This is a genomic window from Micromonospora sp. WMMD754 (genome assembly GCF_049315235.1).
GTDB classification, from domain to species: domain Bacteria; phylum Actinomycetota; class Actinomycetes; order Mycobacteriales; family Micromonosporaceae; genus Micromonospora; species Micromonospora sediminicola.
Window position 1 is genome coordinate 1,818,786 of record NZ_CP186058.1, and the last position, 12,226, is coordinate 1,831,011.

General features: G+C 70.6%; 17 protein-coding genes. 16 read left to right on the forward strand and 1 reads right to left on the reverse strand.

The window, feature by feature from the left end:
• Positions 1–7 precede the first annotated feature (7 nt).
• The 7 genes from ACN27B_RS08680 to gp17 are packed head-to-tail and all read left to right on the forward strand — an operon-like array spanning position 8 to position 4,054.
• A complete protein-coding gene (locus ACN27B_RS08680; RefSeq protein ID WP_422744337.1) occupies positions 8–436 on the forward strand; it encodes a hypothetical protein in 429 nt (142 codons plus the stop codon).
• Positions 436–705 (forward strand): hypothetical protein, encoded by a 270-nt coding sequence (locus ACN27B_RS08685; protein ID WP_422744339.1) that lies wholly within the window; start codon positions 436–438, stop codon positions 703–705. Before ACN27B_RS08680 ends, ACN27B_RS08685 begins: the two co-directional genes overlap by 1 nt.
• Positions 705–1,577 carry a hypothetical protein gene (locus tag ACN27B_RS08690; RefSeq protein ID WP_422744341.1) on the forward strand — a complete coding sequence of 291 codons (873 nt, stop codon included), beginning with the start codon at positions 705–707 and terminating at the stop codon, positions 1,575–1,577. Before ACN27B_RS08685 ends, ACN27B_RS08690 begins: the two co-directional genes overlap by 1 nt.
• 13 nt (positions 1,578–1,590) lie before the next feature.
• Entirely contained in the window at positions 1,591–2,856 is a 1,266-nt protein-coding gene (locus ACN27B_RS08695; protein WP_422744343.1) for a hypothetical protein, read from the forward strand.
• Positions 2,857–2,868: 12 nt separating this feature from the next.
• Positions 2,869–3,255 (forward strand): DUF6093 family protein, encoded by a 387-nt coding sequence (locus ACN27B_RS08700; protein WP_422744345.1) that lies wholly within the window; start codon positions 2,869–2,871, stop codon positions 3,253–3,255.
• 38 nt (positions 3,256–3,293) lie between these two features.
• Positions 3,294–3,647, forward strand: coding sequence for a hypothetical protein (locus ACN27B_RS08705; RefSeq protein ID WP_422744347.1), 354 nt, complete (start codon positions 3,294–3,296; stop codon positions 3,645–3,647).
• Positions 3,644–4,054, forward strand: coding sequence for a tail completion protein gp17 (gp17, locus tag ACN27B_RS08710; protein ID WP_422744349.1), 411 nt, complete (start codon positions 3,644–3,646; stop codon positions 4,052–4,054). Before ACN27B_RS08705 ends, gp17 begins: the two co-directional genes overlap by 4 nt.
• On the opposite strand, the gene ACN27B_RS08715 is transcribed toward gp17, so the two are convergent.
• Positions 4,051–4,245, reverse strand: a complete 195-nt coding sequence (locus tag ACN27B_RS08715) for a hypothetical protein (protein ID WP_422744351.1) — start codon at positions 4,243–4,245, stop codon at positions 4,051–4,053. The genes gp17 and ACN27B_RS08715 overlap by 4 nt on opposite strands.
• 87 nt (positions 4,246–4,332) lie before the next feature.
• Here ACN27B_RS08715 and ACN27B_RS08720 point away from each other — a divergent pair, with 87 nt between their 5' ends.
• From ACN27B_RS08720 to ACN27B_RS08760, 9 genes are all read left to right on the forward strand, one after another.
• Entirely contained in the window at positions 4,333–4,668 is a 336-nt protein-coding gene (locus ACN27B_RS08720) for a hypothetical protein (RefSeq protein WP_422744353.1), read from the forward strand.
• Between the two features lie 11 nt (positions 4,669–4,679).
• Positions 4,680–5,033 carry a hypothetical protein gene (locus ACN27B_RS08725; RefSeq protein ID WP_422744355.1) on the forward strand — a complete coding sequence of 118 codons (354 nt, stop codon included), beginning with the start codon at positions 4,680–4,682 and terminating at the stop codon, positions 5,031–5,033.
• A 3-nt stretch (positions 5,034–5,036) separates the two neighbouring features.
• A complete protein-coding gene (locus ACN27B_RS08730) occupies positions 5,037–5,516 on the forward strand; it encodes a hypothetical protein (RefSeq protein WP_422744356.1) in 480 nt (159 codons plus the stop codon).
• A 76-nt stretch (positions 5,517–5,592) separates the two neighbouring features.
• Positions 5,593–6,132, forward strand: a complete 540-nt coding sequence (locus ACN27B_RS08735) for a hypothetical protein (protein ID WP_422744357.1) — start codon at positions 5,593–5,595, stop codon at positions 6,130–6,132.
• Positions 6,133–6,242: 110 nt separating this feature from the next.
• Complete coding sequence (locus ACN27B_RS08740) at positions 6,243–6,503, forward strand: hypothetical protein (RefSeq protein ID WP_422744358.1); 261 nt, start codon at positions 6,243–6,245, stop codon at positions 6,501–6,503.
• A 4-nt stretch (positions 6,504–6,507) separates the two neighbouring features.
• Positions 6,508–9,801, forward strand: a complete 3,294-nt coding sequence (locus tag ACN27B_RS08745) for a phage tail tape measure protein (RefSeq protein WP_422744360.1) — start codon at positions 6,508–6,510, stop codon at positions 9,799–9,801.
• The gene (locus ACN27B_RS08750) at positions 9,798–11,348 is read left to right on the forward strand and encodes a hypothetical protein (protein WP_422744362.1); all 1,551 of its coding nucleotides are present in this window, start codon (positions 9,798–9,800) and stop codon (positions 11,346–11,348) included. Before ACN27B_RS08745 ends, ACN27B_RS08750 begins: the two co-directional genes overlap by 4 nt.
• A 12-nt stretch (positions 11,349–11,360) precedes the next feature.
• A complete protein-coding gene (locus tag ACN27B_RS08755) occupies positions 11,361–11,663 on the forward strand; it encodes a hypothetical protein (protein WP_422744364.1) in 303 nt (100 codons plus the stop codon).
• A gap of 38 nt (positions 11,664–11,701) precedes the next feature.
• Positions 11,702–12,208 (forward strand): hypothetical protein, encoded by a 507-nt coding sequence (locus tag ACN27B_RS08760; protein WP_422744365.1) that lies wholly within the window; start codon positions 11,702–11,704, stop codon positions 12,206–12,208.
• Positions 12,209–12,226: the final 18 nt, after the last annotated feature.

Sequence of the window (12,226 nt, forward strand, 5' to 3'; positions counted from 1 at the left end):
GCTGACGGTGGCCAACGGATACTTCACGCCCTTCACTGAGGGCCTGCTCGACGCGTCGATCGATCTGGACACGGCGGTCATCAAGGTGGCGCTCGTGCGCGGCTACACCTTCAGCGCCTCGCACAAGTTCGTCAGCGACGTGACCACGGCCGGCGGGACGATCAACGGCACGTCGGCGGCGCTGGCGAACAAGACGGTGACGGGCGGGGTGTTCGACGCCGACGACACCACGATCTCGGCGACGGCGAACGCCACCAACCACGGGCTGCTGCTGTTCCAGTCCAGCGCGGTGACGGGTGGCGCGGACGTGGCGGCCACCGCGCAGCGGGTGATCGCCTGGTACGACACCGGTACGGGTCTGCCGATCCAGCCGGGCACCGGCACGGTGACGATCACCTGGCCGGCTTCCAACCCGAAGATCCTGAAGGTGGGCTGATGGCTGCTCCGATCATCCGATCCATCACGGCGGCGAAGTCGACGCTGCAGCCGGGTGAGTCGACGCTGGTCACGGTGGACGCGTTCGACCCGGACGCCCGGACGGTCACCCTGTCGGGGGCGGTCACGGATGCGGGTGGGACGGTGTCGACGGTGTCGACGACGCTGACGGTCGGTGACCCGATCAGCTACGAGCTGACCAGCTCCGACCCGGCGGTGACGATCGTGGCGGACCCGCAGATGCCGGGTCGTTTCACGGTCACGGTCTGATGGGTTCCCGCCCGGTCACGTTGACCGCGCGGGTTCGCGACGCCGCCGGGCACGTCACCGCGACCACGACTTCGTTGACGGTGGGCCGGCCCGCGCTGCTGGGCTGGTGCCCGCCGGACTCGACGACCACGGACCTGACAGCGATGCTCGGCGCGTTCCCGAATCCGAAGGTGGTGCGCCTCTACACAGGCATCGGTGGTGGCCTAGCGTCATGGTCCTCGGGTCCGCTGTCGATGGTCCCGGCAACGTCGGTGTGCTGGTACAGCTTCAAGGACTGGGTGGCGTCGTCGAGTCCGCAGAAGATCCGAGACTGGTTGTCGGCGCGGCCTATAGCCCGCCGCGGTGTGGTCGATGTGGTGACCCTCGACCATGAGCCGGAGCAGCAGGACTCGGGGGATCCGACGCCGGCGCAGTTCCGGCAGGAGTGGGCGGAGTTTACTGCCGCCCTAGCCGGACACCCTCGTCGAAGCGAGGTGCGGCTGGTGCCGGTGTTCACGGAGTATTACGCGCGCCGGACCGCCAGCTGGTGGTCGGACTTCGGGCAGGTCGCCGCTCTGGCAGGCGTGAACGGGGTGGGCTTCGACATCTACGACACCGGCTACTCGACGTACCGGTCGGTGATGGAGCGCAACGAGTTCGCTCTGGCGACGGCGCGGCGGGCGGAGGTGCGCAAGCCGCTGCTGATCGCCGAGTGGGGGATCGCCCGCAAGACCGGTGATGACGGGTCAGGGGCGGCGAAGGCGATGCGGGACAACATGGCCTACCTGCGCTCCCAGCCGGATGTGGATCTGGTGTCGTGGTTCTACCGGGGTGGCTGTGATCTGACGAGTCGGGGGCCGGAACGGCAGGCGTTCGTCGAGCTGATGGGCTGACCGGGAGGGCGTTGTGGCGGTCTCCTACTTCGATGTTGCTGCGGGGAACTCGGAGTCGGCTACCCGCACCAGCTTCGACACCGCTCTGCCGGCCGGGTGGGCGGCTGGGGATGTGGCGGTGCTGGTCGGGCACGTGTCGGGTACGAACCTGACCATGGACCCGGGTGCCGGTTGGACCGAGGTGCCGGGGTCGTGGCCGGTGAACCAGGGCAGCAACAGCCGCATGTACGTGTGGTGGCGTGTGCTGCAGTCCGGTGACACCGCCCCCACGATCAGCAACTCGGGGTCGGTGACGGGCGGCTGGGAACTGGTGGTTCTGCGTGGGGCTGCCTCGGTTGTGCAGGCTTCCACCGCGGTGGTGTCGGCGTCGTCGCTGACCCTGCCGACCCTGTCCGGGGTGGGTGCCGGCTCGGCGCTGTTCGTGGCGGCGCACGCCCGGGTGGCGTCCGGGACGATCCCCACCAACTTGACCTTCGACGGCGTTTACACGGAGGTCGTCGACCACGCGACGTCGCGGAATACCGGCAGCGCGAATGTGCGGGCGGCCGTCGGGTATCGGTTGCTGGGCGCGGGCGGTTCGTACGGCGGGGAGTCGGTCACCTCGACGGGCTCGGCGTCGATGGTCGGCGTGCTCGTTGAGGTGTCGGCGGCGTCGGTGGACGCGACGGTCGCCCCTGACGGCGTGGCGGCGCCGGTCGACTTGGGTGTCCCGTCGGTGGACGGCACGCTGACCACCGCTGCGGATGGTGTGGCGGTCCCAACGTCGGTGGGTTCACCGGCTGTGGACGGCTCTCTGGGCGTCGCTGCGGGCGGGGTGTCCCTTCCGGTGGCGGCGGGGTCTCCTGGCGTCTCCTGGTCGCTCTCAGCGGCCCCTGACGGCCTGCCGTCGCCGGTCGCCGTTGGCGTTCCGGCGGTGGGCTGGTCGGCTGCGGCCACGCCGGACGGTCTGGTGGTCCCGGCCGCCGCTGGTGCCCCGTCGGTGGGCTGGTCGGTGCAGGTCGGCCCGGACGGCGTCGCGGTACCCACTGCGGTGGGCGGTCCGGTGCTGCTCGGTGCGGTGCTCAGCCCGGACGGCCTCGGTTTGCCGGTTCAGGTCGGTGGCCCGTCGGCGGGATGGGCTGGCGAGGTGGCCCCGGATGGGGCGGAGGTGCCGGTGCTGGTCGGCGCCGCGGGTACGTCGGTGCCGGGCCGGCAGGTGTCGCGTCCGTACACCGGTACGGTGGCCCGTCCTGCGGGTGTGGTTGTTCGGCCGTCTGTCGGGGTGGTGTCGAGACCGTAAGGGGGCGCGCGGGTGGATGCTCTGCTACACCGCGGCCGAGCCGCCGCCGAGCGGTTGATGGTCGACCAGTGCGTGGTGCGGCGTCCGTCCGGTGAGGGGTCGGATGATGACGGCAATGTCGTGGTCACCTACGAGCCGGTCTATGCCGGGAAGTGCCGGGTGCAGCAGCCGAACGCGCAGGCCGCCCAGTCCGATGCGGGCGAGGACTACCAGTTGCTGCTGCGGCTGGAGGTGCACCTGCCCATGTCGGTGGTCGGGGTGGAAGTCGGCGACGAGGTGGAGGTGACCGCCTCGGTGCACGACCCGGACCTGGTCGGCCGGGTGTTCCTGGTGCGGGACCTGGCCCACAAGACCCACGCGACGGCGCGGCGGCTGGGTGTGACAGAGCGGACGAGCTGATGGGCTTCAGAGTTGAGCACCGGGATCTGGATCGGTGGGTGGCGAAGCTTGACGGCGCGCTGTCGGGGGCGCCGAAGGAGGTCACCCAGGTGGTCGCCAGAGGGGCCCTCAATGTGAAGAAGGACGCGCAGGACAGGGCGAAGCGGATCGGCCGGCATGTGCGCCGGTATCCGTATTCGATCGGCTATGACCTGCGTCAGGGCCTGCGGGGGCCGGTGGCGGAGATCGGCCCGGAGGTGGGGCGGGGTCAGGGCTCGCTGGGCAGCATCTTGGAGAACGGTGCGCCGACCAGCCCTCCGCATCCGCACATGCTGCCGGCTGGTCAGGCTGAGGCGCCGCGGTTCGAGCGGGCGTTGGAGGACCTGGCGGCGCGGCTGCTGGAGGGGTCATGACGGTGCGGGCGCACGCGGACGCTGTGCTGGCTCTGCTCGCCGCCGCCCCGGGTAACCCGCTGCGGGTTCTGGATGGGGCGGTGCCGAAGGAGACCGCCCCGCCGTACGTGCTGGTGTACTTCGGTGACGAGGACCCGGAGCTGCCGGACAGCAGGGCGTTGGAGGGCTCGTCGGAGCGGTTCGTGCTGCGTGCGTGGGTGCACTGCGTGGGTGGGAACGCGGCGGCGGCGCGGGCGCTCGGTGAGCGGGTCCGTGCGGCGCTGCTGGACGTGGTCCCGTCCATCGCGGGCCGGTCGTGCTGGCCGATTCGCCGCGAGGAGGGCAGCCCGCCTCAGCGTGACGAGTCCACCGGCACGTTGGTGATGGATCGCGTTGACGTCTACCGGTTGGAGTCGGTGCCGGCTTAGCGGCGGGCGACGAACGTGAGCACGCCGTAGGTGATGGCGAAGACCAGCACGAACACGATGACGTGCGCGGTGCCGGTGGCACCGGCGAGCGCGCCGATCCAGCCGACGAGTAGGCCGATGATGACGGCCAGGAGCACCCGGTTGCCGGTGTGGGTGAGGGACCACCGCGATTCGTGCTGCTCAGAAGTCATGCCGCGCACCGTACCTGGGGTGCGCCAGTAGCGCCGCTGCCTGTTCGGGCGCGGTTGTAGGGATTCTCATTGAAGGGGGTGCGCCGGATGGCGCTGCTCACCGCAATCTCGGTCACCAGCACGGCGACCGCTATCACCGCGGCGGCGGTGGCGTCTTCCGACACGATCTCCGCCTCGGACATCGGCCCGAACGGGGCGCTGCTCCAGGTCATCAACGGCTCCGGCTCGTCGGTGAACGTGACGATCGCGGACCCCGGCACCACCGCGGTGGGCAACGCCGGCACGGCGGTCGCTCAGGCGGTGCCGGCCGGCGCGGACCGGTGGTTCCGGCTCAGCCCGGGCCACGTCAACCCGTCCACTGGTGTCGCGACGGTCACCTACTCGGCGACCACCTCCGTGACCTACAAGCTGATCCGCTGCTGAGAGGGCCTGTCATGGCGAAGACGAACTACTGGCTGACCGACGGGTACGGCGCGAAGGCGCTGGCCACCGGTGCGGAGGAGCGGGACCGGTGGGTGCCGCGCGGCTGGTCGGAGTCCACGGAGCCGGCCGGCTCCGACCAGGTGTGGATGCGGCACACCGACCACGGCGGTCACGCGCAGTTCGCGGCGGACGTGGTGGAGACGTGGCGGGCGCTGGGCTGGGAGCCGTCGGCGCCGCCAGAGCCGGTGGACGTGCTGCACGACGCGCAGCTCGTCGACGTGCAGTCCACCTCGACCGCCGCCAGTACCACCAGCACGTCCCCGACCACCTCGAAGCCGGCCAGCGGCGCACCGAAGGAGAGCTGATTCATGCCCGACATCACCAGTGACGGCAAGACCCGGGTCGCCTGGGTGCCGTCCATCAGCAACATCAACGCGCCGACGACGACGGAGCTGAACGCGGGGATGCTGCTTCAGTCGACGTTGACGGCGGACGGTCTGGTGGGTCTGCGGCCGGAGACCGCGGACGTGGACACGTCGGCGCTGGACAGCACCTTCAGCACCACGGTGAACGGTCGGACCTCGTTCTCCGGCACGATGCTGCGGCTGAAGAAGCAGTCCGGCACCGACACCATCTTCGACACGCTGGTGCGGGACGCCGCCGGCTACGTGGTGGTCCGCCGGTCGGTGGCCGCGTCCACGGCGTGGGCCAGCGCGCAGAAGGTGGAGGTGTACCCGGCGCTGTGCGGTGAGGTCGCGCGGGTGGACCCGGAGCCGAACACGGTGGAGCGGTACGAGATCCCCCTGAAGATCACGTCGAGCCCGGCGCTGCGCGCGGCGGTCGCCTGATCTCTCTGAGCGTGCCCGGCCGGTCCTGTCCCGGAGCCGGCCGGGCACCCCATCCGGGACCCGGGACAGGAGAGTCATGACCGACTTCAAGACGCTGCTCGCCGGCGCGAAGCTGCCCGAGCGGACGGTGCCGATCTGCCTGCGCGGTGACCTGACCGCCGAGTTTGAGGAGCTGGAGCAGCAGCTCGAAGACGCGCTGCGGGTTCCCGCGTCGTCGCTGGAGGGCGATGGGTCGGCGGCGATCGCCGAGCAGATCCAGGCGCTGCGGGAGCAGATGCAGGCGCACACCTACCGTTTCCGGCTGCGGGCGATGCCGCACCACGTGTGGATGGCGTTCTGCGCCGAGCACCCCCCGCGCAAGGACGACGAGGGCGGGGTCGACGAGCGGGACAAGCTGCTCGGGGTGAACGCGGAGACGTTCTGGCCGGCGCTGGTCCGCCGGTCGGTGGTCGACCCGCAGCTCGACGACGCGGAGTGGGCGACGCTGGGTGAGGCGTTGACGGACCGGCAGTTCAACGCGCTCGCCGACGCGGCGTGGGCGCTGAACCGCAGGGACGTGGATGTCCCTTTCTCGCCCGCCGCCTCCAGGATGACCCGGGGTACAGGGACCGAGTAGAGGCGGCCGAGCGGCTCGGTATCCCACCCAGCCGCTTCGACGGTCGGGAGCCGGTCGAGACGACGACGCATGTCTACAGCCGGCGGGGACGGCTGGTCCGGTCGGTCACCGTGCGGGAGCCGGAGTGGACCGAGCAGGACCGGGCGGAGATCCTCGCGCTCGCCCTGTACCGGTCGAAGCTGTGCCCGCTGCACGGTGGGCCGCTTGAGGAGTGCACCTCGGCGGAGGAGACCGGCACGCAGTTCGAGGCGGCCCGGTCGACGTGCCGCGCGCAACTCGCGCTGATCGAGGCGCAGCGGGCCGCTGACGACGGCAAGAAGCCCAGCCCGTACGCGGGTGCCCGGCTGTGGACGCTGCGGAAGAGGGGGTGACGGGATGGCGCTGCGAGTCGTTGGGGTGAAGCTCACCGCCGAGGTCGCCGGGTACATGAACGGCCTGAAGCAGGCCGGTACCGCCACCCGCAGCCTCGTCGGGGAGATGGACAAGGCCGCCCGGGCGGGGCACCTGGATCAGGTTGCCGACTCTGCCGCGGTCGCCGGCGCCGGGCTCCTCGGCCTGGCCGGCGCGGCCGTGAAGTTCGGCATGGACTTCGAGAAGCAGATGTCGGCTGTATCCGCGGCGACGCACGCCTCGGTGGGTGACATCGAGCGGCTGCGCGCTGCCGCGCTTCAGGCCGGGAAGGACACCTCGTACAGCGCGACGGAGGCGGCGCAGGGCGTCGAAGAGCTGGCCAAGGCCGGGGTGTCCACGGCGGCGATCCTCGGCGGTGGCCTACGTGGTGCCCTGGACCTCGCCGCGGCTGGCGGGCTGGACGTCGCCGAGGCCGCCGAGACCGCGGCCAGCGCGATGACCCAGTTCAACTTGCAGGGCTCGGACGTGCCACACATCGCGGACCTGCTCGCCGCCGCCGCCGGTAAAGCCCAGGGCTCCGTGCACGACATGGGGTACGCGCTGTCGCAGGCCGGTCTGGTCGCGCACCAGATGGGCATGTCGGTGGAGGACACCACGGGCACGCTGGCGGCGTTCGCCAGCGCCGGCCTGCTCGGCTCGGACTCCGGCACCAGCCTGAAGTCCGCCCTGTTGATGCTGGCCAGCCCGTCCGACAAGGCCGCCGCGCTGATGGGAAGGCTGGGCATCAACGCGTACGACGCGGCGGGGAACTTCGTCGGTATCGCGCAGATGGCCGGGCAGTTGCGCGAGAAGCTCGGCGGGCTCACCCAGGAGCAGCGCAACTCGGCGCTCGCGACGATCTTCGGTTCCGATGCGATCCGCGCCGCCTCAGTGCTGTACGAACAGGGCGCCGACGGCATTCAGGAGTGGATCGACAAGACCAACGACGCCGGGTACGCGGCCGAGACCGCCCGAATGCGGACCGACAACCTCGCCGGTGACATCGAGCGGCTGAAGGGCTCCCTGGAGACGCTGGCCATCGAGTCGTCGTCCGGCGCGAACGGTGGCCTTCGGACCCTGACCCAGGGCCTTGATGGCGTCGTGGGCGAGTTGTCGCAGCTACCGCCGGCGGTGGGGAACACGCTGGTCGTGCTCACCGCGTTGGGCGGCGCGACGACGCTGCTCGGCGCCGGGTGGGTGAAGACCCGCCGCATGAACGCCGACTTCCGCGCCGAGCTGGAGGCCACCGGACCGGCCGGGGCGCGGGCGGCGCGTGGGTTGGAGACGGCGTCGAAGTGGGCTGGGCGGGCGGCGGTGGCGTTCGCTGCGTTCCAGGTCGCGGGCGCGGTAGTCAATAAGATCGTCGGTGACCTTTCCCCGCAGGTGGACGCCCTGGCGACCGGCTTGGAGCGGTGGGGGCAGTCGGGGGCGCTGGCTGGTGAAGCAGCCCGCGTGCTCGGCGGCGACATGGCTGACCTGAACACGGGCTTGAAGTTCCTGGCGGACACGGACAACGACCGTCGCAAGTTCGCGCGCTGGGGCCAGGACATCCTCGAAGGGGTCGTGCCTGGGCTGGACTCGACGAACACGTCGCTGACGCGGACCCGGGAGCGGGTCATCGCGATGGACTCGGCGTTCGCGCAGCTCGTGTCCAGCGGGAAGGCGGATGCGGCGCGGCAGGCGTTCGACCGGCTCGCCGTCGAGGCCGGCAAGTCCGGCGTGTCGGTGGAGGAGTTGCGGAAGCTGTTCCCGCAGTACGCCGCGGCGATCGAGACCGCGGCGGGCGCCACCAAGGAGGCGGTGGCGCCGACGTCTGACCTGGCGGGGAAGACGCTGGAGTACAAGACCGCCGCTGATGCGGCTGCGGCTGCGGCGCGCGGCCAGCGCGATGCCCTCGCTGACCTGGCCGGCAAGATGAAGGCCGAGACCGATCCGGTGTTCGGTTTCATCGACGCGCAGAACGGCTTGGCGAAGGCGCAGAAGGATGCGGCGAAGGTGGTCAAGGAGCACGGACGTAACTCGGACGAGGCCAAGGCTGCTACCCGGGACTTGGCGTTGGCGGCGATCGAGCTTCAGGGCAAGGCGGGTGAACTGGGTGCCGCGTTCGACGGGAAGATGACTCCTGCGCTGCGGGCGACGCTGTCCGCGGCCGGTCTCACCGACAAGCAGATCGCGGACGTGGCGAAGCAGTTCAGGACGGCTAAGTCGGATGCCGAGAAGTACGACGGCGAGTACAAGGCGAATGCGTCTGCGCCCGGGGCGACCGAGGCGGACAAGAAGCTGAAGGAAGCCAAGGGTAAGGCTGACGCGTTCGACGGGGACTACAAGGCGGCGATTTCGCTGGTCGGCTACCCGGTGGCGCTGGAGCGGCTGGAGCGGCTGTACACGTATCAGCAGGCGTTGAAGAAGGGCACGATCCCGAAGGGCTTCCAGGGGCCGGTGCAGGGCCGGGACTACCATGCCGGCGGTTGGACGGGGCCGGGCAGCAAGTACGAGCCGGCGGGCATCGTGCACGCCGACGAGTTCGTCATCCGCAAGGAGTCCCGGCAGCAGATCGAGAAGCAGCATCCAGGTCTGCTGGAGGAGATGAACGCGACCGGCCAGGTGGCCGGGTATGCGCGTGGTGGCGCGGTGAGTCTGCCCTATCCGACGACGGTGCGGCAGACGCGGATCCCGTCGCGGCGTGAGGTCGCGGAGGCGGTGACGCCGGCGTTCGGGGATTGGCCGGCGAGCCCGGGTGCGCAGCGCGGGGACTCGGGGGTGTGGCGGGGCATCGTCGCGATGATCCGCGCCACCGGCCCGCTGTCCGGCGAGTTCGGCAACGGGTACCGGCCTGGTGATCCGCTGTGGCATGGGTCGGGGCGGGCGGTGGACTGGATGGGCTACAACCAGGACGCCCTGGCGCGGGTGTTGGCCGGCAGGCGGCCCTTGGAGCTGATCCACCGGACGAACAGCCGCGACTACGCGTACACCCGCGGCGTCAACAAGGGCTCGTTCAACAACAGCCTCATGGAGGCGCACCGCAACCACATCCACATCGCGATGGCGAACGGCGGGATCATCCAGGAACCGGTGTACGGGTACGGGCTGCGGTCCGGTAACTCCTACAGCTTCGGTGAGCGGGGCCCAGAGCGGGTCGTGCCCGGCGTCGGCGCCGGCGGCAGCACCACCGTGGTGCAGGTGACCCTGACCAACCACGGGGTTATCGGGTCGCAGCCGGAAGTGGAGAACTGGCTGGCCACCTCGCTGGACAACCTGAAACGGCAGGGCCGGGCATGAGTCTGCCGGACTACGAGGTGTGTATCGACTGGTCCGGCGACGGCCTGTTCACCGGCGTCGGGGAGGACGTCACCGCCCGGGTGTTCGACCGGGGCACCCTGCTGACCGCGCAGTATGGGCGGGAGAACGGCCGCGCGTTCGACCCGCTCGCCGGCGGCCGGGGCGGCTTCGAGCTGGACAACCGCTCCCGGGACTACACCCCGGAGAACGCGTCGTCGCCGCTGGCGGGGAAGCTCCGGTCGGGGCGGGAGCTTCGGGTGCGGGCCACCTACGGCGGCACAACGTACGGGCTGCTGCGCGGCTACGTGGACGACGTGGAGCTGCAACCCGCCCTGGAGCAGCGGTCCGTTCAGGTGACCGCCTTGGACGGGCTGGCCCGGCTGCGCAACGTTCGTCTGTCCACGCCGCTGTACTCGGCGGTGCGGACCGGTGCGGCGATCGGGCTGCTGCTCGACGCGGCGGGCTGGCCGGCGGACCGGCGGGACCTCGACGTGGGCGCGTCGACGCTGCCGTGGTGGTGGGCGGACGGGGTCGACGCGTTCGCCGCCCTGCAGCAGATCCTCGACTCCGAGGGGCCCGGCAGCCGGGTCGCGGTCGACACCAACGGAACGTTCGTGTTCCGCGACCGGCACCACCGGCTCCTACGGGCGGCATCGAAAACGGTGCAGGCGACATGGCGGTCCGGTGGTGTCGAGCCCTGCTACTCGGCGCCCATGTCGTACAACCCGGGCTGGCGGGACGTCGTCAACGACGTCACCTACAGCATCCCCGTCAGGGTGCCGTCTGGGCAGCTGGAGAACGTGTGGCAGATGGCCGGAACGCGGTCCCTTGCCGACGGTGAAACCGTCGCCCTGGCCGCCCGCTCCGGTGAGCCGTTCTTCGGGGCGGTCCCGCCGGTGGAGGGCGTCGACTACACCCCCGCGTCGGGGACGGTGACGACGTCGCTGTCGCGGACGTCGGGGCAGTCCACCACGGTGTACGTGACTGCGGTGGGCGGTCCGGCGGTCATCGACGGGATGGCGGTGCGCGCGTACCCGGTGGCGACGCAGACCGAGGTGGAGGTCCACGCGGAGGACGCGGCCAGTATCAGCGATATCGGCAGCCGGCAATCGTGGCCGTCCGAGCGTGAACCCTCTCTGGCCAGCCTTGCGGATGCGATCGCCATCGCGGACATCATTCTCGCCGGGCGGGCACGCCGGCAGCCGACGCTAACGGTGACGTTCCGCGGTGGGATCCCGGCACGGCTGATGCAGCAGTTGGGCCGCGACCTCAGCGACCGGGTGCGGGTCGTCGACTCGGGCACCGGCCTGGACGCGGACTGCTGGGTGGAGCGCATCGAACACGCTGTCGGCCGCGGCGACCACGTCACCACGTTCACGGTGGAGCGGATCCCGAAGGTGGCCACGAACCCGTTCACGTTCAACACGACCGGTCAAGGCTTCAACCAGGGCGTTTTCGGTGACACCGGCCGGGATGACGCCGCCACGGTGTTCATCTTCGACCACGCGACGCAGGGCAAGTTCGATGTCGGTCTGCTCGGCAACTGACAGGAGGCCGACGTGGCGCAGGCGTATGTGAATCACGGGCGTTGGGTGGCCGACTGCGGCCGGCCGTACTGCGGCGGCGCCGAGCAGGTCACGGCCGGGCAGGCGGTGTTGTCGTGCTCCAACTGTCGGCTGGTGCAGCCGGTCGCCTGGCCTGAGGACGCCGCCGCGATCTGGGCGGCCCTAGCTGTGAGGCCGGTGCCGCAGACCCGCAACTGGGCGCCGCCGGGGCACCGTCAGGCCGTCGCCTGCGGCGTGCCAGGCGGCCAGTCGGTGGCGGACCTGATCGATGAGACGCGAGAGCACGAGGTGGTCTGATGGCCTGGGTTTCCCCGATGACGGCAGTCGCGAACAGCGTGTTCACCGCCGCGCAGTTCAACACCCACGTCCGTGACAACCTGCTGGAGACGGCGCCAGCGAAGGCGACTGCCGCGGGCCGCATCATGGTGACCACGGGGCCGAACGCGATCGCGGAGCGGGTGGTCGGCTCGGACACGGTCATCACCGCGCAGACCACCGCGTCCACGCTGTGGACGGATCTGGGGACGGTGGGCCCGCAGGTCACGATCACTACCGGCACGACGGCGCTCGTCATCCTGTCGGCGCTGATGTCGAACAACACGGCCGGGGCGAACGCGCAGATGGGCGTGGCCGTGTCCGGGGCGTCGAGCGTCGGCGCGAACACCGACAACGCGGTGATCGTCGAATCGTCCGCGTCCGGTGACCTGTACCAGGTCAGCTACGCGTTCCCGATCACCGGGCTGACCGCCGGAACGAACACGTTCACGGCGAAGTACCAGGTCGGCGTGGGTGGAACGGGCACGTTCCAGCGGCGCCGGCTGATCGTGCTGCCGTTCGGCTGACCTGCGCCGAACCCCTGC

Coding starts and splice junctions, on each gene's coding strand:
- ACN27B_RS08685 (WP_422744339.1), top strand. CDS start 436: ATGGCTGCTCCGATCATCCGATCCATCACGGCGGCGAAGTCGACGCTG.
- ACN27B_RS08690 (WP_422744341.1), top strand. CDS start 705: ATGGGTTCCCGCCCGGTCACGTTGACCGCGCGGGTTCGCGACGCCGCC.
- gp17 (WP_422744349.1), top strand. CDS start 3,644: ATGACGGTGCGGGCGCACGCGGACGCTGTGCTGGCTCTGCTCGCCGCC.
- ACN27B_RS08715 (WP_422744351.1), bottom strand. CDS start 4,245: ATGACTTCTGAGCAGCACGAATCGCGGTGGTCCCTCACCCACACCGGC.
- ACN27B_RS08720 (WP_422744353.1), top strand. CDS start 4,333: ATGGCGCTGCTCACCGCAATCTCGGTCACCAGCACGGCGACCGCTATC.
- ACN27B_RS08725 (WP_422744355.1), top strand. CDS start 4,680: ATGGCGAAGACGAACTACTGGCTGACCGACGGGTACGGCGCGAAGGCG.
- ACN27B_RS08730 (WP_422744356.1), top strand. CDS start 5,037: ATGCCCGACATCACCAGTGACGGCAAGACCCGGGTCGCCTGGGTGCCG.
- ACN27B_RS08735 (WP_422744357.1), top strand. CDS start 5,593: ATGACCGACTTCAAGACGCTGCTCGCCGGCGCGAAGCTGCCCGAGCGG.
- ACN27B_RS08745 (WP_422744360.1), top strand. CDS start 6,508: ATGGCGCTGCGAGTCGTTGGGGTGAAGCTCACCGCCGAGGTCGCCGGG.
- ACN27B_RS08750 (WP_422744362.1), top strand. CDS start 9,798: ATGAGTCTGCCGGACTACGAGGTGTGTATCGACTGGTCCGGCGACGGC.